17 protein-coding genes are annotated in these 20,805 nt (G+C 66.0%); 9 read left to right on the top strand and 8 right to left on the bottom strand.

The window, feature by feature from the left end; translation table 11 throughout:
- The first annotated feature begins 243 nt into the window (after positions 1–243).
- The 9 genes from ndk to der all read left to right on the top strand — a co-directional run bounded on the left by ndk (position 244) and on the right by der (position 9,691).
- Positions 244–675, top strand: a complete 432-nt coding sequence (gene ndk, locus G7Y82_RS20560) for a nucleoside-diphosphate kinase (RefSeq protein WP_168150016.1) — start codon at positions 244–246, stop codon at positions 673–675.
- 19 nt (positions 676–694) lie between these two features.
- Positions 695–1,816 carry a dual-specificity RNA methyltransferase RlmN gene (rlmN, locus tag G7Y82_RS20555; protein WP_168150015.1) on the top strand — a complete coding sequence of 374 codons (1,122 nt, stop codon included), beginning with the start codon at positions 695–697 and terminating at the stop codon, positions 1,814–1,816.
- A gap of 145 nt (positions 1,817–1,961) precedes the next feature.
- Positions 1,962–2,702: a type IV pilus biogenesis/stability protein PilW gene (gene pilW, locus G7Y82_RS20550; protein WP_168150014.1), complete on the top strand. Its 741-nt coding sequence runs from the start codon at positions 1,962–1,964 to the stop codon at positions 2,700–2,702.
- Positions 2,699–3,709 carry a helix-turn-helix domain-containing protein gene (locus G7Y82_RS20545; RefSeq protein ID WP_168150013.1) on the top strand — a complete coding sequence of 337 codons (1,011 nt, stop codon included), beginning with the start codon at positions 2,699–2,701 and terminating at the stop codon, positions 3,707–3,709. The genes pilW and G7Y82_RS20545 overlap by 4 nt, the downstream gene beginning before the upstream one ends.
- A gap of 31 nt (positions 3,710–3,740) precedes the next feature.
- On the top strand, positions 3,741–4,877 hold the full coding sequence (gene ispG / locus G7Y82_RS20540; protein ID WP_168150029.1) for a flavodoxin-dependent (E)-4-hydroxy-3-methylbut-2-enyl-diphosphate synthase: 1,137 nt from the start codon (positions 3,741–3,743) through the stop codon (positions 4,875–4,877).
- An 11-nt stretch (positions 4,878–4,888) separates the two neighbouring features.
- Positions 4,889–6,172 carry a histidine--tRNA ligase gene (gene hisS, locus G7Y82_RS20535; RefSeq protein ID WP_168150012.1) on the top strand — a complete coding sequence of 428 codons (1,284 nt, stop codon included), beginning with the start codon at positions 4,889–4,891 and terminating at the stop codon, positions 6,170–6,172.
- Positions 6,173–6,194: 22 nt separating this feature from the next.
- A complete protein-coding gene (locus tag G7Y82_RS20530) occupies positions 6,195–6,836 on the top strand; it encodes a YfgM family protein (RefSeq protein ID WP_168150011.1) in 642 nt (213 codons plus the stop codon).
- A 199-nt stretch (positions 6,837–7,035) separates the two neighbouring features.
- Positions 7,036–8,202, top strand: coding sequence for an outer membrane protein assembly factor BamB (gene bamB / locus G7Y82_RS20525; protein WP_168150010.1), 1,167 nt, complete (start codon positions 7,036–7,038; stop codon positions 8,200–8,202).
- 88 nt (positions 8,203–8,290) lie between these two features.
- A complete protein-coding gene (der, locus tag G7Y82_RS20520; protein WP_168150009.1) occupies positions 8,291–9,691 on the top strand; it encodes a ribosome biogenesis GTPase Der in 1,401 nt (466 codons plus the stop codon).
- Between the two features lie 520 nt (positions 9,692–10,211).
- Here der and G7Y82_RS20515 read toward each other — a convergent pair.
- From G7Y82_RS20515 to G7Y82_RS20480, 8 genes are all read right to left on the bottom strand, one after another.
- Positions 10,212–11,441 (bottom strand): MFS transporter, encoded by a 1,230-nt coding sequence (locus G7Y82_RS20515; protein ID WP_240954464.1) that lies wholly within the window; start codon positions 11,439–11,441, stop codon positions 10,212–10,214.
- A 66-nt stretch (positions 11,442–11,507) separates the two neighbouring features.
- A complete protein-coding gene (locus G7Y82_RS20510; RefSeq protein WP_168150007.1) occupies positions 11,508–12,221 on the bottom strand; it encodes a DUF502 domain-containing protein in 714 nt (237 codons plus the stop codon).
- Positions 12,221–12,850: a fumarylacetoacetate hydrolase family protein gene (locus G7Y82_RS20505; RefSeq protein WP_168150006.1), complete on the bottom strand. Its 630-nt coding sequence runs from the start codon at positions 12,848–12,850 to the stop codon at positions 12,221–12,223. The genes G7Y82_RS20510 and G7Y82_RS20505 overlap by 1 nt, the downstream gene beginning before the upstream one ends.
- 118 nt (positions 12,851–12,968) lie before the next feature.
- On the bottom strand, positions 12,969–14,621 hold the full coding sequence (locus tag G7Y82_RS20500) for a phosphoenolpyruvate carboxykinase (ATP) (protein WP_168150005.1): 1,653 nt from the start codon (positions 14,619–14,621) through the stop codon (positions 12,969–12,971).
- A 234-nt stretch (positions 14,622–14,855) separates the two neighbouring features.
- Complete coding sequence (locus G7Y82_RS20495; protein ID WP_168150004.1) at positions 14,856–16,877, bottom strand: methyl-accepting chemotaxis protein; 2,022 nt, start codon at positions 16,875–16,877, stop codon at positions 14,856–14,858.
- A 177-nt stretch (positions 16,878–17,054) separates the two neighbouring features.
- Complete coding sequence (locus G7Y82_RS20490) at positions 17,055–17,420, bottom strand: response regulator (protein ID WP_168150003.1); 366 nt, start codon at positions 17,418–17,420, stop codon at positions 17,055–17,057.
- Between the two features lie 91 nt (positions 17,421–17,511).
- Positions 17,512–18,864: a dihydroorotase gene (locus G7Y82_RS20485; RefSeq protein WP_168150002.1), complete on the bottom strand. Its 1,353-nt coding sequence runs from the start codon at positions 18,862–18,864 to the stop codon at positions 17,512–17,514.
- Entirely contained in the window at positions 18,861–19,862 is a 1,002-nt protein-coding gene (locus tag G7Y82_RS20480) for an aspartate carbamoyltransferase catalytic subunit (protein ID WP_168150001.1), read from the bottom strand. Before G7Y82_RS20480 ends, G7Y82_RS20485 begins: the two co-directional genes overlap by 4 nt.
- Positions 19,863–20,805: the final 943 nt, after the last annotated feature.

Here is a 20,805-nt window from a genome sequence, read left to right as displayed (position 1 = left end):
CGGTGGGGGCTGGAAGCCGGCGCTCGCTGTGTATTGGCGGGACAAGTCGTGCTTTGCAGTTCGGCGGCTTCATCGGCTGCGGCTTGCGCTGCCCCTCGGTGTCGGGCGACAAGCCGACCGCTCGCTGTCTTTCATTGCCGCGCTGCAGCAGCGCCGGCTATAATTTATTGATTTCTCAGTAAACCTGACGGGGCCTCGTATGGCCCTTTTGCTATTTCCCCTACAGTTTTCAAGGAGTTTCACGTGGCCGTTGAACGTACCCTCTCGATCCTCAAGCCGGATGCCGTCGGCAAGAATGCGATCGGTCAGATCATTGCGCGCATCGAGAGCGCCGGCCTCCAGGTCGTGGCGGCCCGCATGACGCATCTGACGCAGGGTGAAGCCGAAGGCTTCTATGCCGTGCATTCCGAGCGCCCGTTCTTCGGCGACCTCGTCAAGTTCATGATCAGCGGTCCGGTCATGGTCATGGTGCTCGAAGGCGAGAACGCCGTCGCCACCTACCGTGACGTGATGGGCGCCACCGACCCGAAGAAGGCCACCGCCGGCACGATCCGCGCCGATTTCGCCGACTCCATCGACGAGAACGCCGCGCACGGCTCGGACAGCCTCGACAACGCGAAGAACGAGATCGCCTACTTCTTCCGCGCGACGGAAATCTGCCCGCGCACCCGCTGAGGGCACGCATCGTCTCGCCATGACCGCGACCGCCGCCAGCAAGCCACCCGTCAAGCCGATCAATCTGTTCGGCCTCGACCGGGCGCAGCTGCGCGAGCGGTTCGCGGAAATGGGCGAGAAGCCGTACCGCGCCGATCAGGTCATGCTGTGGATTTATCGGCGCGGCAAGGATTCGTTCGACGAGATGACGAACATCGGCAAGGACCTGCGCGCCAGGCTCGCCGAGCATTTCGTCATCCGTACGCCGGAGCTGGTCACCGAGCAGGTCTCGGTGGACGGCACGCGCAAGTGGGTATTGCGACTCGACGGCGGCAACGCCATCGAGACCGTCTACATCCCGGAAGACAATCGCGGCACGCTGTGCATCTCGTCGCAGGTCGGTTGCGCGATGGACTGCTCGTTCTGCTCGACGGCGCAACAGGGCTTGAACCGCAACATGACGGCGGCGGAAATCATCGCCCAGGTCTGGTTTGCGGCGCGTACGCTGGGCGGCGACTTCCAGAACGAACGCATCATCTCGAACATTGTCTTCATGGGCATGGGCGAGCCGCTGGCCAATTACAGCGCGGTGCTGGCGGCGATTCGCATTTTGCTCGACGACTTTGGTTTCGGTTTGTCGAAGCGCCGCGTGACGGTCTCGACGTCCGGCCTGGTGCCGTTCATGGACCGTTTGCGCGACGACGTCGACACCGCGCTGGCGGTGTCGCTGCATGCGCCCAACGACGCATTGCGTAACGAGCTGGTGCCGATCAATCGCAAGTACCCGATCGCGGAACTGCTCGAAGCCTGTCGCCGCTACACGGCGAACAAGGACCGCAAGGCGCACATCGTCTACGAGTACGTGATGCTCGACGGCATCAACGACAAGCCCGAGCACGCGCGCCAGCTGGCGAAGCTGCTGGGTGGCATGTCGGCCAAGGTCAATCTGATTCCGTTCAATCCGTTCCCGGGCGCGCCATATCAGCGCTCGAAGACCGAGGTCATCGCCGCGTTTTCGAAGATCCTGCGCGATCGCGGTGTCTTCGCGACCACGCGCCGCACGCGCGGTGACGACATCGACGCGGCCTGCGGGCAGCTGGTCGGCAAGGTGCAGTCGAAGCAGAAGAACCGTCTGCGCGGCGTGCCGGTGGTGGTGCAGTGATTCGCAGGCCGCCAAGCCGCTCGCTGGTCGCATCCCCGCTGCGCGGGGCCCCTGCTCGGGCGCTCGCGTCTTCCTGTGGGCAGCCGGTCGGCAAAGTGCAGTCGAAGCAGAAGAACCGTTTGCGCGGCGTGCCGGTGACGGTGCAGTGAGGTTCGCGACGGTCGCGGTCCTGACGGCGCTGCTGGCACTCGCCGGCTGCGCGACCCCGGCCGAACGCTCGGAAAAGCTGCGGCTGGCGCAGATCAACACCCAGCTCGGCGTCAACTATGCCCGCGAAGGGCAGTACGAAGTGGCGATCGAGAAGCTGCAGGCGGCGGTCAAGGCGCAGAGCAGCTATGGGCCGGCGCATTCGGCGCTGGCGGTGATTTACCAGACGCGCGGCGAGATGGATGCCGCCGAAAAGGAATACCGGCGCGCGCTGTCGCTCGACGGTTCCGATTCGACGCTGAAGAACAACTTCGGCGTGTTCCTTTGCAAGCGCGGCAAGCGTGACGAGGCGCAGCGTTATTTCAAGCAGGTGGTCCGCGATCCGCGCTATCTGACGCCCGAGGAGGCGTGGACCAACGCCGGGGTTTGCATCAAGCCCAAGAGCACCGACGAGGCCGAGCGCGATTTCCGCAAGGCCCTGCAGCTGCGCGCGAGCTACCGGCCGGCACTGGCACAGATGGCGCTACTGAGTTACGAGCAGCAGGATTTTCTGCGCGCGCGCGCCTTCTTGCAGCGTTACGATTTGAGCATCAGTGCGACGCCAGAGCTGCTCGGCGTCGCCGCACGCACCGAGTTCGCACTCGGAGACAAGGATGGTGCGCGCAGCTATGCGCAGCGCATCGTCCGCGACTTCCCTGAATCGAAAGAAGCCGAACAGTTTGCCGATTGGCAGCCATGATGACTGAGACACCAGAAAACGAAGCCGCCCCTGATGCCGCTGCCGCACCGTCAGGGCCGGTCAGCCCGGGCACGATGATTCGCGAGGCGCGCCAGGCGCAGCACCTGTCGGTCGACGATCTGGCCGCGCACACCAAGCTGGCACGCACCACCGTCGAGGCACTGGAGCGGGACGACTTCGGTGCGTTACTCGAGCCGGTCTACGTTCGTGGCTATTACCGCAAGTGCGCCAAGGTGCTCGGCATCGACGAAAAGGCGATGCTCGACGAGTACGCCTCGCGGGTGGCGCAGCGCGTGCCGCAGGCGCCGGCCAAGCTGCGCCTGGCGTCGGGCACCGACCTCGGGTCGAACAGCCGGCTGCCGATGACGATGGGCGTGCTGCTGGTGCTGGTCGCGATCGTGGTCTGCGGCTTCATCTGGTGGCTGCGTGGCACCACGACCGGAGCCTTGCCGCAATCGCTGTCGTTGCCGGACAGCGGCGCGCCGTCGACGCACGGCGAGGCGCCACCGCCGCCGGCCTCGGCCAGTGGCAGCGCCGCACCACTGGCGCCGTTCGCGGCGACCGACGGCAATGCGCCGTCGCCAAGTGCCGATGCGCCTGCGGCTGCCGATGCGGCGACCCGCACGCCGGCCGATGCGGCCGCCGGAAGCAGCAGCGCACCCGCCGATGCCGCGACGCCGGACGTCGCGCCAACGACCGCCGCGCCGACGCCCGCTGCGGCTAGCGACACGCCGCCGCCCGCCGGCAACGGGTCGCTGGCGCTGCGCTTCACGCAGGCGTCGTGGGTGCGGATCAAGGACGCCACCGGCCGCACGCTGTTGTCCGGTACGATCGGCGCCGGCGAGACGCACACGCTGGCCGGTAGCGCGCCCTTCGATCTGCTGATCGGCAATGCGCCGGGCGTCCGCATCGATTACGACGGCAAGTCGGTCGATATGCAGTCGCTGACACGCGACAGCGGCACCGCTCATTTCCAGTTGCCCGGCGCACAGCCGATCGGGCAGTAAGCGCGCCTCGCGCAGGGGAAGCCTCATGGCGATGACCAGTCATCACGAGATCGTTCGGCGCGTTTCGCGCCAGATCCGTGTCGGCCGCGTCGCGGTCGGCGGTGGTGCGCCGATCTCGGTGCAGACGATGACCAACACCGACACCGAGGACGTCGCAGCGACCGTCGCGCAGATTCGCGCGGCGGTGAAGGCGGGCGCCGATATCGTTCGGGTGTCGGTGCCGACGCTGGCGGCGGCCGAGGCTTTCGGCAAGATCAAGAAGGAAGTCGGTTACGTGCCGCTGGTGGCCGACATTCACTTCAACTACAAGTGCGGTCTGGCGGCGGCCGAGGCCGGTGCCGACTGCCTGCGCATCAATCCGGGCAATATCGGCTCCGACAAGAAGGTCTCCGAAGTCGTCGCCTGCGCCAAGCATCATGGCATTCCGATTCGCATCGGCGTCAACGCCGGCAGTCTGGAAGCCGAGCTGCAGGAGAAGTACGGCGAGCCGAATGCCGATGCGCTGGTCGAGTCGGCGCTGCGCCACATCGAGATCCTCAAGCGCCACAACTTCGAAGACTTCAAGGTCTCACTGAAAGCCAGCGAAATCTTTCTGACGGTCTTTGCGTACCGCAAGCTGGCGGCGCTGATCGACCAGCCCCTGCATCTGGGCATTACCGAGGCCGGTGGTCTGCGTGCCGGCAGCGTGAAGAGCGCGATCGGCCTCGGCATGCTGCTCGCCGACGGTATCGGCGACACCATTCGCGTGTCGCTGGCGGCCGACCCGGTCGAGGAGGTCAAGGTCGGCTGGGACATGCTCAAGTGCCTGCACCTGCGCTCGCGCGGCATCAATCTGGTCGCGTGCCCGTCGTGCTCGCGGCAGAACTTCGACGTCATCAAGGCGGTGACCGAGCTGGAGTCGCGCCTCGACGAAATCGACGAAGCCCTGGATCTGGCGGTGATCGGCTGTGTCGTCAACGGCCCTGGCGAAGCGCGCGAAGCGGCGATCGGTGTGGCAGGCGGTTACCCCAATTCGATCTTCGTCGACGGCAAGATTCAGCACAAGGCGCATAATGCCGAGCTCGTCGACGTGCTGGAAAAGCTGGTGCGCGAGAAGCTTGCCGAGCGCAAGGCGGCTCGCGCCGCGAGCGCCGCAGACACCGAGAAGACGCCCGAACAGGCGTCCTGACCTATAAGAAGATGGCCAATCTGTTCCAGTCCGTTCGCGGATTCAATGATGTGCTGCCTGCCGATTCCGCGGCCTGGCAACAGCTCTACCGTATTGCCGGCGAGGTCTTCGCCGCCTATGGCTATGGCGAGATCAAGCTGCCGCTGCTCGAGCATACGGGCCTGTTCAAGCGCTCGATCGGCGAGGTCACGGACATTGTCGAGAAGGAGATGTTCACCTTCACCGACCGCGAGGGCGACAGCCTGACGCTGCGTCCGGAAGGCACGGCATCATGCGTGCGCGCCGGCCTCGAGCATGGTCTACTGCACAACCAGCAGCAGCGGCTGTGGTACGCCGGGCCGATGTTCCGTCACGAGCGGCCGCAGGCCGGCCGCTATCGGCAGTTCCATCAGTTCGGCGTCGAGGCCTACGGCATGACCGGGCCGGACATCGATGCCGAGGTCATTGCGCTGTCGGCGCGCCTGCTCAAGCGTCTGGGCCTGACCGACGTGACGCTGGAGCTGAATTCGCTGGGCGGCAGCGAGGTGCGCAAGCGTTACCGCGAGGCGCTGCTCGAATTTCTGTTGCGGCACGAATCATCGCTGGACGCCGATTCGCAGCGCCGTGTGCGCAGCAACCCGCTGCGCGTGCTCGACTCGAAGTCGGAAACCACGCAGGCACTGCTGGCCGACGCGCCGAGCATCCAGGACGCGTTCGACGATGCCGCGCGCGCGCACTTTGACGGCCTGCAGCAGGCACTCAGCGATCTTGGCCTGGCGTATCGCCTCAACAACCGCCTCGTGCGCGGCATCGACTACTACACGAGCACCGTGTTCGAGTGGACGACGACGCAGCTCGGTGCGCAGGGCACGGTGCTGGCCGGCGGCCGCTACGACGGGCTCGTCGAGCAGCTCGGCGGTTCGGCGACGCCGGCGGTGGGCTGGGCCTGCGGCATCGAGCGCCTGTTGCTGCTGCAGAAAGCGCTGGGTGTCGAGATCGACAGCAGCGCTGCCGACGTCTATTTCTGCTGGCTGGGCGAGGCCGCGCAGCGCGAGGCCCGCAAGCTGGCCGAGCAGCTGCGCGACATGGTGCCGGGCTTGCGCATCGTCCTGCACGCTGACGGCGGCAAACTGGCCGCCCAGCTCAAGCGTGCCAACCGCAGCGGTGCGGCTGTGGCGCTGATCCTTGGCGACACGGAAGTCGAAGCGCGGACGGTTCAAGTAAAATCGCTGCGGGCCGACGCCGCTGGCGCCTCGGCACAGCAAATTCTCCCGTGGCCGGAACTGGCAGCGCTGCTCGCCGGTCTTGTGAAGTAATAACCTCAAGAGTACCCATTTCGTGACGACGCATTACGACGACGAAGCCCAGGTAGAGCAGCTCCGTGCCTGGTGGAAGGAGAACTGGTTGGCGCTGGTGGCCGGCCTCGTCATCGGCCTGGCGGCGATCTTCGGCTGGGAGGGTTGGCAGCACCACAAGGAAAAGCGTGCCGCCGACGCCTCGCAAATGTATGAAGAGCTGAAGGACGCGCTGAGCGCCAACAAGACCGACGTTGCCAAGCCCTTGGCCGACAAGCTGACGGCCGAGTTCGCCGACACGCCGTATGCCGCCGACGCCGAACTGCGCGTTGCGGCGCAGGCCGAGCAGGCCGGCAACTACGAAGATGCCGCCAAGGCGCTGCAGTGGGTCCGCGACCATGCCAAGGACAAGGGGCTGCAGCAGGTTGCGACGCTGCGCAGCGCACGCATCCTCTGGCAGCAGGGCAAGCTCGACGATGCGTTGAAGCTGGCCGAAGCCAACAAGAGCGAAGCGTTCGCACCGCTGTTCGATGAACTGACCGGCGACATCAAGCTGGCCAAGGGTGACCGCAAGGCGGCGCGCAGCGACTACCAGAAGGCGTACGACGCGACGCCGGAAGATCAGCCGAGCCGCCAGCTGCTGCAGCGCAAGCTCGACGACCTCAGCGAAACGGAGCCGTCATGAGCATGCGACACGGTGCTTTGCGCGCAGCGCAAACGGGTGCGGGAGCATGCTCTCTCATGCGAACGGCCGCACTTGCAGTCAGTGTCGAGGTTGGGTGCATGAGCATGCGACACGGTGTCTTGCGCGTAGCGCAAATGGGTGCGGGAGCCGGCTCTCTCATGCGAACGGCCGCACTTGAAGTCGGTGCGAGGGTGGAAGCATGAGCACGATGCTGCAGGGACGGAACCGTACGCTGGCGGTCGTGGGCCTGGCGATCGTCGCGATCGCGCTGGCCGGCTGCTCGAAAAAGAACCTGCGCAAGCCGGCAGAGCTGAAGGACATCAGCAATCCGGCGATCAAGCTGCAGACCGTGTGGACGGCGTCGGCCGGCGACGGCGGCGGCAAGTACTACACCGAGCTGCGTCTGGCACTGGAACCGGATGCGCTGTTCGCGGCCGATATCGACGGTCGCGTCTATGCCTTCGATCCGAAGACCGGCGAGCGCATCTGGGAAGCGCGGACGCACAAGCGCCTGGTGTCGGGACCGACCGTGTCCGGCGATGCCGTGCTGGCGGGCACCATGGGCGGCGAGATGGTCGCCGTGAAGCGCGCCGATGGCGCGCCGCTGTGGTCGTCGCAGCTGGCCAGCGAAGCCTTGTCGCCGGCGACCGGTGACGGCAACCGCATCTACATGCGTTCCGGCGACGGCAAGATCTACAGCCTCGATGCCGACAGCGGCAGCCAGCAGTGGACGGTCGATCGCAGCGAGCCGAGCCTGACGCTGCGTGGCCTGTCGCCGCCGGTGGTGATCGGCACCAATGTCTTCATCGGCCTCGACAACGGCCGCGTGCTGGCACTGCACGGTAGTGACGGTGCCGTGGCCTGGGAGCAGACCGTCAGCGCACCGACCGGCCGTAACGAGCTCGATCGCATTACCGACATCGATGCGCCGCTGCTCAGCGACGGCGGCCAGCTCTATGCGGCCAGCTTCGGTGGCGAGATCGTCTGTCTCGACGATCAGACCGGGCAGGTGCTGTGGCGCCACGCGGTCAAGAGCTACAGCGGCATCGCGCGCATCGACAATCTGGTGGTCGTGACCGATGCCGACGGCACCGTCTGGGGGCTGGACGCGACAACCGGCACCGAGAAGTGGAAGAACGACGACCTGAAGTACCGTCAGCTGTCGGCGCCGACGATCTTCAAGGACTACATCGTGGTCGGCGACTACAAGGGTTACCTGCACTGGCTGGACCCGAAGACCGGCGCCATCGTCGCGCGTGACCGTGCCGGCAGCAAGCCGATCCGTTTCGCGCCGGTGGTCGGCGACGACATGATGTACGTGCTGTCGAGCAAGGGGCACATCGCAGCCATCAAGCTGCGCTCGTAACCGAGCCGATGGAACACCGGGCGGGTTGGACCCTCAGGTCCAGCCCGCCTTTCTTGTAGACGGCGCTTCGCCGACAATCACCGTATCCATGAGCGACAAGCTGCCCGTCATCGTGCTGGTCGGCCGACCGAATGTCGGCAAGTCCACATTGTTCAATCGTCTGACCGGGACGAGGGACGCGCTCGTCGCCGACCTGCCGGGCCTGACCCGCGACCGGCAATACGGCACCGGCGCCGTCGACGAGCACGCATTCGTCGTCGTCGACACCGGCGGCCTGATGCCGGAATCGGCAGATCCGCTGGCGCTGCTGGCCGAGTCGCAGGCGCAGATGGCGCTGGAAGAAGCCGACCACGTGCTGTTCCTGGTCGACGTGCAGTCCGGCTGCACGGCGGGTGACGAGTCCATCGCTCGGCAGTTGCGCAAGCTCGGCAAGCCACTGACGCTGGTCGTCAACAAGTCCGAGGGCTATGCGCGCGCCGCCGCCACCGCCGACTTCTTCACGCTCGGCTACGGCGAACCGGTGACGATCTCCGCGCAGCAGGGGCAGGGCGTCGAAGCGCTGATGCAGGATGTGCTCGGGGCGCTGCCGGCCGTGGCACCGGAGCCGCCGATCGACGACGGCACGGTGCGCGTCGCGATCGTCGGCCGGCCGAACGTCGGCAAGTCGACGCTTGTCAACCGTCTGCTCGGTGAGGAACGCCTGCTCGCCGCCGACCACCCGGGCACGACGCGCGACGCGATCGCCGTCCCGTTCGAATACGATGGCGCGCCGTATACGCTGATCGATACCGCCGGCATCCGCCGCCGCGCGCGTGTCTGGGAAGCCGTCGAGAAGTTCTCCATCGTCAAGACGCTGGCGGCGATCGAGCGCGCACACGTCGTCATCGCCGTGGTCGACGCGCAGAACGACATCGGCGAACAGGATGCCAAGCTGATGGGCCTGATCGCGCAGCGCGGCCGCGCGCTGGTGCTGGCCGTCAACAAATGGGATGGTCTGGCGCAGGGCGAACGCGAGCAGGTGCGCTACCAGGTGTCGCTGAAACTGCCGTTCCTCGATTACGCGCCGCTGCACTTTATTGCCGCCAAGCATGGCTCCGGCCTCGGCGAGCTGATGGAAGACGTGCAGCTGGCCTACGAGTCGACGACCCGCGAATTCTCGACGCCGGAACTCAATCGCATTCTGGAAACGGCCGTCGAAGCGCATCCGCCGCCGGCCATTCTCGGTCGCCGCATCAAGCTGCGCTACGCGCATCAGGGTGGCAGCAACCCGCCGCGCATCGTCGTGCACGGCAATCAGACCGACAAGCTGCCCGAGCACTACAAGCGCTATCTGGCCAACCAGTTCCGTTCGGCGCTGGCGCTCAAGGGCGTGCCGCTGCTGATGAGCTTCAAGACTGGTGACAACCCGTTCAAGCACAAGAAGAACGAGCTGACCAACCGCCAGATCAAGAAAAAGCGGCGTCTGATGGCGCGCGTCAAGAAGCGCTGAAGCCTAGGTCCATCGCGTCGCGCGTGCCTCGATACACCGCCTTCGGCGGCACTCGGCATGAACGGGGCGGGGTATCTCCGGTTTTTTGCCGTTCGCCCCGAGTGATCGGGCCGCGATCGTATTGGGGGCTGCGGCACGTGCGGCGGGCTTCGGGTCTGGCGCTTACGGTTCGCGTGCCTCGATATACCGCCTTCGGCGGCACTCGGCATGAACGGGTGGGGGATATCTGCAGGATTTTTTGACGTCCGCCCCGAGTGATCGCGCCGCGACCGTATCGAGGGGCTGCGGCACATGCGGTGATCACTGGAGTCGGAGTCACGCGTGCCTCGATACACCGCCTTCGGCGGCATTCGGCATGAACGGGTCGAGGTGTCTCCGGGATTTTTTTGCCGTTCGCCCCGAGTGATCGCGCCGCGACCGTATCGAGGGGTTACCGGACTTGCGATGGCTATCGGGCTTTGCGGCACGCTTTGCGCGGGTGTCGATGCACACGCTGAGACCCCCGCATACCTCGGCGCCTTCAGGCCGCGCCGATTTCGTTGCGTACCCGCGGCCAGATCGTGTGCAGCCGAGCCGGACCGACGCCACGGTTGATCGCGACGACCAGGATCGCGCAGCCCAGGCCGGACAGCAGCGTGCTCGACGCAAACAATATCGGGTAGCCGAGGAACTGGCCGACGGCGGCGGCGCTCATCGATGCCAGCCCTTGTGCGATGACGATGACGCAGGCCAGCAGGGTGTAGTCGGTGCCGGCGTGCGCGGGGTCGCTGGCGTCCATCATCAGCGTGAACAGCGCCACGGTCGCGATGCCGCCGAGTACATGTTCGGCGATGCACGCGGCCGCGATCATCGGATAGCCGCCGATGCCGATCGCGGCCAGACCGTAGAGCACCAGGCTGGCGGTCTGCGTCAGGCCGCCGAACAGCAAGGCCGCGCGACGGCCAACGCGGTAGGCCAGCCAGCCGCCGGCAGCGGCGCCGAGCAGCGACGTGGCCGACGCCAGCGCGCCTTTCAGCCAGGCGATCTGCGTCAACGTCAGGCCCTGGTCTTTCATGAACGGCCCGATCAGCGACGCGCCCATCGAATCGCCGAACTTGTACAGGCAGATCAGCAGCACGAAGCCCGGCATGCCGGGCTGGCGCAGCCGTGGCCACCAGCTGGCGGCGACGCGTAGCGGTGTCGGCGGCGGGGTCTTGTCCATCGATGCCGCCGCCGGCATATCGCGCAAGGTCCAGACCGGCAGCGAGCACAGCAGCAGGAGTGCGGCCATCGCCAGGAACATCGTGGTCCAGCCGGTGCGCGCGTACAGCCACAGCAGCACGCCACCGCCGAACACCATGCCGAGCCGATAGGCGCCGACCTGGATGCCATTGCCGAGACCGCGTTGTCGCGCATCGAGCAGGCGTACCGTCAGGCCGTCGGTGGCAATGTCCTGCGTTGCGGCGATCAGGTTGAACAGCAGCATCGCCACGAACAGGATCGGCAGGGCCTGCGTCAGATTCAGCGCGGCGAGCCCGGCGGCCATGCAGACCGAGCTGCCCTGCAGCCAGAGCAGCCAGCGCCGCCGCGTCCCGTAGCGGTCGACATAGGGCGCCCAGAGAAACTTGAGCACCCACGGAATCGATAGCAAGCCGGTGGCGCCGATTGCCAGCAGCGAATAGCCGGCGTCGCGCATCATCACCGGCAGGGCCTGGACGAAGAAGCCGAACGGCAGACCTTGCGCCAGATACAGCGCCGTCAGTAGCAACAAAGGGCGAGCCGGGCGCATGAGACGACCTGGATCAGCGGGACAGCCGCCCTGCGCCGTCGCGGCGAATCAGGGCGCCGCGCCGCCAGGGGGCGATGAGGGCGGCGGTGGCGTCGTCGTCGAGGCCGGCGCGACGGTCGCGGCAACGCGGCTGCCTTCGGAGCGCGAGACGCCGGCGGTGATGACGAAGCGCATCGCGTCCTCGACGCTCATATCGAGCGGCGTCAGATATTGCCGCGGCACGATCGCCGTATAGCCGCCAATCTGGTAGCTCATCGGCATGTAGACGGCCACGCAGTCCTCGTCGGCGGCAATCTCGAAGCGGCTGAGCTCCTCGACGGTGACGAAGCCGACCAGCCGGATGGGCTGGTTCGGCCATTGCACCATGACCACCCGCCCGAGTTTCTGGCCGCCCTGTTTCGGCGACACCAGATCGGTGAGATCGCGCACCGCGCCGTAGATCGTCTTGATCAGCGGGATGCGGTTGAGGTTCTGGTCGATCCAGACGAAGACCTGGCGCGACACCAGGCCCTGCATGCCGAGGCCGACAATAAAGATCAGGATCAGCGCGAAGATCAGGCCCATGCCGGGGTGATAGGCCTGTCCCGGCAGCACGACGCTGAGTACCCCGCCGAGTACCGATTCGGCCGAGCCGATCAGCCACATCACCAGACTGAAGGTGACGAGGATCGGCAGCACCGCGATCAGGCCGGCAAAGAAGATCGACGCCGCCTTGCGCATGGTCTTGCGCGCCGCGTCCGACAGCAAGGGTTGTAGCGGCATCAGGTGCAGCTCCAGCTGAAGCGGCCGATGCTCGGGCTTTCGAGCACGACCTGATCGCCCGGTTCGAGCGGGCCGACGCCGGCCGGCGTTCCGGTGTAGATGATGTCGCCCGGTTCCAGAGACCAGGTTTGCGACAGGATGCGAATCTGCTGCGCGACCGGGAACAGCATGTCCCGGGTGTGGCCATGCTGACGCAGCTGACCGTTGACGTGGCAAGTGAATTCCAGCGCCTGCAGGTCATGTGCGAGATAGGGCTTGAAGTCGCCCAGCGGCGCCGAGCCGTCGAAGGCCTTGGCCAGTTCCCAGGGCTTGCCCTTCCTTTTCAGCTCGGTCTGCAGATCGCGCAGCGTCAGGTCCAGCCCCAGCGTCATGCCGGCGACGCATTCCAGCGCTTCTTCCATCGTGATATCGCGGCCGCCGCCGGTCAGCTGTACGACCAACTCGGCTTCGTGGTGAATGCTGCCGCGCCCTTTGGGCAGGGCGATGGTCTGGCCTTCCTCGACGATCGCCGAGGCTGGCTTGAGGAAGACCACGCAATCGCCGTCGGGGGCATGACCGAGGTGGGCGAGTTCAGCGACGTGTTCGGCGTAGTTCTTGCCGATGCAGAAGATGCGATTGACGGAATCCATGGGGCGTTGCACGCAGTGTTAGCGGTCACGATAGCGTAGCGCGGCGCGGCTGGCGAGCCGCGGGCGGCCAAAAAAAACGGCGGACCAGAGTCCGCCGTTTTCTTGAAGCTTGCGTGAATCAGATGCGTTCTTCGATGCCGAATTCGGCGAAACCCTTCTTCTTGAAGTTCTCGCGGAACATGTCACGCAGCTTGGTAGCGGTGGCATCGTAGGCGGCCTTGTCGGCCCAGGTGTTGCGCGGGTCGAGGATCGCACTGTCGACGCCGGGGCACGACTTCGGCATCTTCAGCTTGAGGATGTCCTGAGTCTCGGTTTCGACGTTGTCGAGCTCGCCGTTCAGCGCGGCGTTGAGCAGCGCACGCGTGACCGACAGCTTCATGCGCTTGCCGGTGCCGTAAGGGCCACCGCTCCAGCCGGTGTTGAGCAGGATGCAGCGTGCGTGATGCTTTTCCATCTTTTCCGCGAGCAGCTTGGCGTAGACGTTCGGCTTCTGCGCCATGAACGGGCCGCCGAAGCAGGCCGAGAACGTCGGCTGCGGTTCGGAGACGCCGACTTCGGTGCCGGCAACGCGCGCCGTGAAGCCGGAGACGAAGTGGTACATGACGTCCTTGGGTTCGAGGATCGAGATCGGCGGCAGCACGCCGAAGGCGTCGGCGGTGAGCAGCACGATGGTCTTCGGATGCGGACCCTGGCCGTTCGGCATCACGTTCGGGTTGGCGTCGAGCGGGTAGGAGAAGCGCGTGTTCTCGGCGATCGACCCGTCCGTGAGGTCGAGCTCATCCGGATGGCACTCCTCCATCTTCTTGCCCGGCAGCGGCGGCACGTTCTCGATGATGGTGCCCGGCTTCGACAGCGCCTGGGCGATGACCGGCTCGGCGTCCTTGTCGAGGTCGATCAGCTTGGCGTAGCAGCCGTCTTCGAGGTTGCACAGACCGTTGTCGGACCAGATGGTCTCGTCGTCGCCGATCAGGCGGCGCGCGGCGTCGGCCGACAGCGTGGTCTTGCCGGTGCCGGAGAGGCCGAACAGGATGGCCGCGTCGTTGTCCTTGCCGACGTTGGCCGAGCAATGCATCGACAAACGGCCCTGCTTCGGCATCAGATAGTTGCCGACCGTGAAGATGGTCTTCTTGTTGACGCCGCAGTAGTCGGCGCGGCCGGCGACCAGGCAGATCTTGTTGCGCGTGTCGATGATGACCGCGGCTTCCGAGCGGCTGCCGTCACGTTCCGGTTCGCAGATGAAGCTGGGCACATTGAGCATGGTCCAGCGGCGGGCATCGACGTCTTTTACGCCCGGCAGGTTCTTCGGGAACATGTTGTGCACGAACATCGCGTGCGTCGCGTATTCGCCGACAAAGCGGTACGGCACGGCGAAATCGGGGTCCGAGCCCATGAAGACGTCCTTCACATACAGCGTCGCCTTCTTGTCGTTGAGGTGCGCGATCACGCGCTTGAGCAGGCCCTCGTACTTTTCCGGGTCATAGGCATTGAGGTCGGCCTTGAACCAGATTTCGTCGGCAACCTCCGGCCACTTGACCGCATAGGTGTCCTTGGTCCGGCGGCCGGTGCAATCCGGATCGGTGTAATACACGAGCGGGCCGTTGACGCCGAGCTGAGTCGGGAAGGCCTTCTGCTCGTCGCTGGGACCATCGCGCCGCACGCGACCACGATCATGGGCGATCGCTTCGTTGAACAGTGCGTCCTTGGAAAGCTCGTACTTATACGAAACGTCTTTGAGCCCGAACAGCTTTTCGAGATCGGCCTGGAAGCTCATGCAGAATCCTCAAAAATAAATGGAAAGCGTTGTAATAGATATGCGGACGGCGCTCAACGGCGTCGTCTCGTACAGCAAATGTGGTCGGGCATGGTAGGGGAGCGGCCATACGGTCGCAAGCCGGCCGTTTGCAGATTCGAACCCTATTTCTATCAATTCCGGGCTTGCCTGACACTGACCGGAAAAGCAAAAAAACCCGGCGCTGCGGCCGGGTTATCAGTGAAGATGTTGGGATTAATACGGCGCCTGATTCGGTAATGTGAAGCCGGCCACCGATTCGCGCAGTTTTTCCGACATCGTGTTCAGGTTTCCGACAGCTTGGGCGGTCTGCGTCGCCGATCCTGAAGTCTGCACCGCAATGTCTCGAATGACCTGCATGGTGCCGGTGATGCGCGCGGCGGCAGCCGACTGATCGCGAGCCGAATTGGCGATTTCCGAGATCAGCTGCGAAAGGTCGAGCGAGGAGCTTTCGATCTTGGTCAGTGCCTGTCCGGCCTCTTCGGCACTCTTGGCGCCCGACACCACGTTCTGGGTGGAACGCTCCATCGATGTGATCGCTTCCTGGGTGTCGGCCTGAATGGTCTTGACCAGGTTTTCGATCTGGCGCGTTGCCGAACCGGCGCGTTCTGCGAGCTTCTGCACTTCATCGGCGACCACGGCGAAGCCGCGGCCCGCTTCGCCGGCCATCGCAGCCTGAATCGATGCGTTGAGCGCCAACGTATTGGTCTGTTCGGCGATGTCGTTGATGAATTCGATGATGTTGCCGATTTCCTGCGACGACTCGCCGAGGCGCTTGATGCGCTTCGAGGTGTCCTGAATCTGTTCGCGCAGCGCGCTCATGCCGAGGATCGTGCGATTCACGGTGTCGGTGCCATTGTGGGCAACCTGCACCGATTGCTGGGCCTGCTCGGCGAGCTGCTCGGCGCGGCCGGCGACCTGCTGCAGCGACTGTGCGCTGGCGGCGATGGTGCCGGCCACCGCGGTCACCTCACGCGCCTGGCGGCTCGAGGCCTCGCTCATCTTCAGCGCCGTGTCCTGCGTCGTCGAGGCAGCGCTGGTGACGTCGTCGGATGCCGAGGTGATCGTGCCGACGAGGTTGCGCATGTTCTGCACGGTGTAATTGATCGAGTCCGCGATCGCGCCTGTGAAGTCCTCGGTGACCGTGACGTCCACCGTCAGATCGCCGTCGGCAAGGTTGGTGATTTCGTCGAGCAGCGACAAGATGGCCTGCTGCTGGCGCGTGTCGCGCTCTTCGGCGCGCAGCGCACGACTGCGTGCGGCGCCGAGCGTCAGGACGCCGAACGCGACCAGGGCGATGATCGCCAGCGCACCGGCGACGTAGACGATCACCGGCAGGATCATCTGCCGGCTCTGCGAATCGATCAGGCGCTGTTCGAGTTCCGACGCCGTGGCAATGACGTTGGCCGCGCGGCTCTTCATCTCGGCAGCGGCGAGCTGCATCTGGTTGAGCACCGGCGCCGCGTCGCCGATGTCGGCGACGGCCTTGCTGAGTCCGCTGAGCTGGTCCTGCGCCGCCCGTGCCGCCGCCGCCGTGGCGTTGTCGTCGATCAGCGATTCGTTGTCTGCGTTGAAGGCCTTGAGGTCGGCGAGCAGGGCATTGGCGTAGACCTGCGCGTCGCGGCCGGTATCGAGCACGCGCTTGGCATCGCTGGAAATCCGTTCGAGGCGGATGACCTGGGCGACGGCACGCGACTGCTGCGTCGATGAACCGCCACGGCCGAGCCGCTGCGCGGCGTCCTGATAGAGATCCGAAAGCCCCTTGGCGTCCGGGGCCGCCGGGTGAATGGCCTCGACGACGGCGGCCGCTGCCGCCGCGGTCTTCTTGTAGGCGTCCTCACCCTTGAGCACCGTTTGTGCGCTCTTGTCCAGCTGCTGCCAGGCGGCCGTGGTCGCCGCCAGTTCATCGGCGACCGAGCCCGGGGCCGCGGCGATGCCGGCGTCGGGGTCACCGTCGTTGAGCGCCTTGACGGTCGAATCGATGTCCTCGACGCGTGCCGACAAGAGCAGGAAGTCCGGCGTGCCGCCACGCGCGACCTGATCGCCGACCTTGCCGATGTCGCCCAGATTGGTCGACAGCGTGTGCGCCAGCGTGATCCAGGTCTGCTCGCGGCCCTTGGTGTGCTGCGACAGAAAGAAGCCGATCAGGGCGACGGAGATGAGAATGACCGCACTGGTAAACAGCACGGTCTCGCGCCGGCTGCCGCCGGCCGCTACCGCTGCGGAAGTGTCCGCCATAAGTCCTTCCCCTCGGAGCTCATGAGTGAGATTGCGCTCGGCATTCTACGCGCCGGTGCTGTCCGCGCGGGTCGGGCGAAGTCGTACTCCGCCGCGATATCCCCGACCGTCACGACCCATGGCATGGCCTGCCACTGCGACGTGCCGTTTGCGGTTGCCGCCGGCCAGCCCGGTCATTCAGGCGCCGAGCACGGTTTTGATTTTTGCGATCAGGTCGCTTTCCTTGACCGGTTTGACCAGATACTCGCGCGCGCCCTGACGCAGGGCCCAGACGCGGTCGGTTTCCTGATTTTTGCTGCTGACGACGATCACCGGAATGTGTGCCGTCTCCGGGTCTTTCGACAAGGTGCGCGTCGCCTGAAAGCCGTTCACGCCCGGCATCACGACGTCCATGATGACGACTTCGGGCTTTTCATTGCGCACCCGCGTCAATGCATCCTGTCCCGACGTCGATTCGCTGACTTCGTGACCCGCCTTGAGCAGGATGCCCTTGAGGTTCTGCACGTCCGTGGGTGAATCGTCCACGATCATGACCCGCGCCATATCATCTCCCTGTGCCCCCCGCGGGCGTTATCGGCACTTTATACCTTGCCGGCTGCGAGTAGGGAATGGCTGACGCGGCGCTGTCGCGGCTTCAAGCCGTATAGACCGGCACGCCGCGGAACAGCGTCGTCACGGCGGCGCCACGCATGACGCGGCCGTCGAACGGCGTGTGTCGGCCGGCACTGCGCAAGTGGTCGGCATGCAGCGTCCAGTCGCGTTGCGGGTCGATCAGTACAAGGTCCGCGTTGGCGCCGATCGACAGCGTGCCGGCGTCAAGGCCGGCGATGCGCGCCGGGCCGAGCGACAGCCGCGCGGCGGCGGCCAACGGATCGAGTACGCCGTCGTGAACCAGCTCCAGCGTCAGCGGCAGCAGCGTTTCGAGCGCCGAGATGCCGGGCTCGGTCATCGGGAACGGATTGATCTTGGCGTCGGCGTCGTGTGGCTGGTGATCCGAGCAGATCGCACCGATCACGCCGCTGGCGACGGCCGCACGCAGCGCGTCGCGGTCGCTGGCATCGCGCAGCGGCGGAATCACATGACACAGCGCATTGAAGCCGTCGACGTCGACATCGGTCAGAAACAGCTGGTGCGCGGCGACGTCGGCGGTGACCGGCAGGCCGCGTTGCTGCGCGCTTTCGATCAGCTCGGCGCCGCGTGCGGTCGACAGGCGGTTGAAGTGCACGCGCGCGCCGGTATCTTCCACCAGCGAAATCCAGAAGCGCAGATCGGCCACCTCGGCCGTGGCCGGAATCGACGACAGGCCAAGACGTGTCGCGACCGCGCCTTCGTGTGCGCAACCGCCGGCGGCGAGCCCGGCGTTCTGTGCGAAGACATGAACGGTGATGCCGAGGCCGCGTGCGTAGTCGAGCGCGCGGCGTGCGACCAGCACGTCGCGGATCGGCGCCAGCGCCTGGCTGGCGCCGACCGCGCCGCCGGCCTGAAGTGCCGACAGCTCTGACAGCGCTTCGCCGCCGAGGCCCTTGGTCAGCGCGCCGAGCACGCGGGCATCGAGTCCGCCGGCTTGCGCGGCGATGCGCTGCACGCGCAGCAGGGCGGCCGGCGAATCGATGACCGGCTGGCTGTCCGGCGGCAGGATCACGGTGGTGATGCCACCGGCTTGCGCGGCCGGTATTTCGCTGGCGAAGCTGGCCTTGTGCGTCTGGCCCGGCTCGCGGAAGCGTGCGCACAGATCGACCAGGCCGGGCATCAGCCACAACCCCTTGGCGTCGATCGTCTGCTCGTAACGGCCCTTGGGCTGCGCCATGCTGACGCTGTCGATGACGCCGTCGCGGACGCCGACATGGCCGATGCCGTCGAAGCCGCTAGCCGGATCGAGCACGCGCGCGCCGCGGATCAGCAGCGAGCGGGCGGGTGTGGTGGGGGCGGCGGCACGGGCGGGTGACCAGTCGCTGGACACCGCCTTGTTGCGCTGACTCGGATTCATCGGCGGCTCCGGCGTTTGGCGCGGACCGGTGCGCGCGGTTCGCCGAGGATCATCGACATCACCGCCATGCGCACGGCGATGCCGTGGCTGACCTGCTGCAGGATCAGCGAGTGCGGGCCGTAGGCAACGTCGCCGCCGATCTCGACACCGCGATTGATCGGGCCCGGATGCATGACGATGGTGTCCGGCTTGAGTTTGGCGAGGCGCGCGCGTGTCAGGCCGAAGTCGCGGTGGAATTCGGCCAGCGACGGCAGGAAGGCGCCGAGCATGCGTTCTTTTTGCAGGCGCAGCAGCATGACCACGTCGGCGCCGGCCAGGCCGGCGTCGAGATCGTGGAAAACCTTGACGCCCATTTCTTCGATGCCGGCCGGGATCAGCGTCGGTGGTGCGACCACGCGGATTTCCTTGGCGCCGAGCGTGCGCAGGCCGTGGATGTCCGAGCGCGCCACGCGCGAATGCAGCACGTCGCCGACGATCGCCACGGTCAGCTTCTTGAAGCAATCGCTGTCCGGGCCCTTGTAGCGGCGGATCGTGAACAGGTCGAGCAGCCCCTGGGTCGGATGCGCGTGGCGGCCGTCGCCGGCATTCAGGATCGCCACGCCGGGCGCCGCGTGTTCGGCGAAGAAGTGCGCGGCGCCGGACGCCTCGTGGCGGACCACGAACATGTCGGCCTGCATCGCCTCCATGGTCTTCAGCGTGTCGAACAGGGTCTCGCCCTTGGATGTCGACGACGCGGCGATCTGCAGGTTCATCACGTCGGCCGACAGGCGCGTCGCCGCCAGCTCGAAGGTCGAGCGCGTGCGCGTACTCGGTTCGAAAAACAGGTTGATGACGGTGCGCCCGGTCAGCGTCGCCTGACGCTTGTCGGGGCCACGCAAGGCCTGATCGTGGATCTCGGCTTCGTCGAGGATTTGCAGCAGCAGTTCGCTGGACAGGCCTTCGAGCGTCAACAAGTGGCGCAGGCGTCCGTGCGAGTCGAGTTGGAGCGTCGGCTTCATGCGGGCAGATTCGGAACTGCCGGCTATTGTCGCGCACTGCGCGCGCGAATGCGAAATTGTTTGATTGCGGCCCCCTGACGGCGGGCGCGTGTCTCGATACGACCCTGCGGGCCTACTCGACATGAACGGGTTTCGGCTGAGCGCTGCCGGGCTCGATCTGTCTGCTGCAGGTCAGGTGCGCCTGTCTCGCGTGATCGCGTGATGGGCTGATTGAACGGCGGGGACAGACTTTTCCATCTCTGAACCGTTCATGCCGAGTGCCGCGCGCAGCGCGGTGTATCGAGGCACGCGGCAAGCCTGGGGCAGGCTGTGGTCGGTGCCGCGCTCTCGTCCAGCGTGCCGGATTCTGCCGGGCCGGGTGCGTGTCTCGATACGGCCCTGCGGGCCTGCTCGACATGAACGGATTTCGGGTGAGCGCTGCCGAGCTCGATCTGTCTGCTGCAGGTCAGGTGCGCCTGCCTCGCGTGATCGCGTGATGGGCTGATTGAACGGCAGGCCTGTGCCGGCGCGTCGGGCACAGACTTTTTCCACGCCCTGAACCGTTCATGCCGAGTGCCGCGCGCAGCGCGGTGTATCGAGGCACGCGGCAAGCCTGGGTCAGGCTGTGGTCGGTGCCGCGCTCTCGTCCAGCGTGCCGGATTCTGCCGGGCCGGGTGCGTATCTCGATACGGCCCTGCGGGCCTACTCGACATGAACGGGTTTCGTGTAAGCCCTGAGGGGCTCGATCTGTGCCGCCGCAGGCAAGGTGCGCCTGTTTCGCGTGAGCGCTGCCGGGCTCGATCTGTCCACTGCAGGCAAGGTGCGCCTGCCTCGCGTGATCGCGTGATGGGCTGATTGAACGGCAGGCCTGTGCCGGCGCGTCGGGCACAGACTTTTTCCACGCCCTGAACCGTTCATGCCGAGTGCCGCGCGCAGCGCGGTGTATCGAGGCACGCGGCAAGCC

This window comes from Solimonas marina, assembly GCF_012241385.1.
GTDB classification, from domain to species: Bacteria; Pseudomonadota; Gammaproteobacteria; order Nevskiales; family Nevskiaceae; genus Solimonas; species Solimonas marina.
Note: the sequence above shows the minus strand (reverse complement) of the source record. Positions and strands in the feature narration are given on the sequence as shown.

Coding starts and splice junctions, on each gene's coding strand:
- G7Y82_RS20545 (WP_168150013.1), top strand. CDS start 2,699: ATGATGACTGAGACACCAGAAAACGAAGCCGCCCCTGATGCCGCTGCC.
- G7Y82_RS20510 (WP_168150007.1), bottom strand. CDS start 12,221: ATGCCGCTACAACCCTTGCTGTCGGACGCGGCGCGCAAGACCATGCGC.
- G7Y82_RS20500 (WP_168150005.1), bottom strand. CDS start 14,621: ATGAGCTTCCAGGCCGATCTCGAAAAGCTGTTCGGGCTCAAAGACGTT.
- G7Y82_RS20505 (WP_168150006.1), bottom strand. CDS start 12,850: ATGGATTCCGTCAATCGCATCTTCTGCATCGGCAAGAACTACGCCGAA.
- G7Y82_RS20490 (WP_168150003.1), bottom strand. CDS start 17,420: ATGGCGCGGGTCATGATCGTGGACGATTCACCCACGGACGTGCAGAAC.
- G7Y82_RS20485 (WP_168150002.1), bottom strand. CDS start 18,864: ATGAATCCGAGTCAGCGCAACAAGGCGGTGTCCAGCGACTGGTCACCC.
- ispG (WP_168150029.1), top strand. CDS start 3,741: ATGACCAGTCATCACGAGATCGTTCGGCGCGTTTCGCGCCAGATCCGT.
- hisS (WP_168150012.1), top strand. CDS start 4,889: ATGGCCAATCTGTTCCAGTCCGTTCGCGGATTCAATGATGTGCTGCCT.
- G7Y82_RS20495 (WP_168150004.1), bottom strand. CDS start 16,877: ATGGCGGACACTTCCGCAGCGGTAGCGGCCGGCGGCAGCCGGCGCGAG.
- rlmN (WP_168150015.1), top strand. CDS start 695: ATGACCGCGACCGCCGCCAGCAAGCCACCCGTCAAGCCGATCAATCTG.
- bamB (WP_168150010.1), top strand. CDS start 7,036: ATGAGCACGATGCTGCAGGGACGGAACCGTACGCTGGCGGTCGTGGGC.
- der (WP_168150009.1), top strand. CDS start 8,291: ATGAGCGACAAGCTGCCCGTCATCGTGCTGGTCGGCCGACCGAATGTC.
- G7Y82_RS20480 (WP_168150001.1), bottom strand. CDS start 19,862: ATGAAGCCGACGCTCCAACTCGACTCGCACGGACGCCTGCGCCACTTG.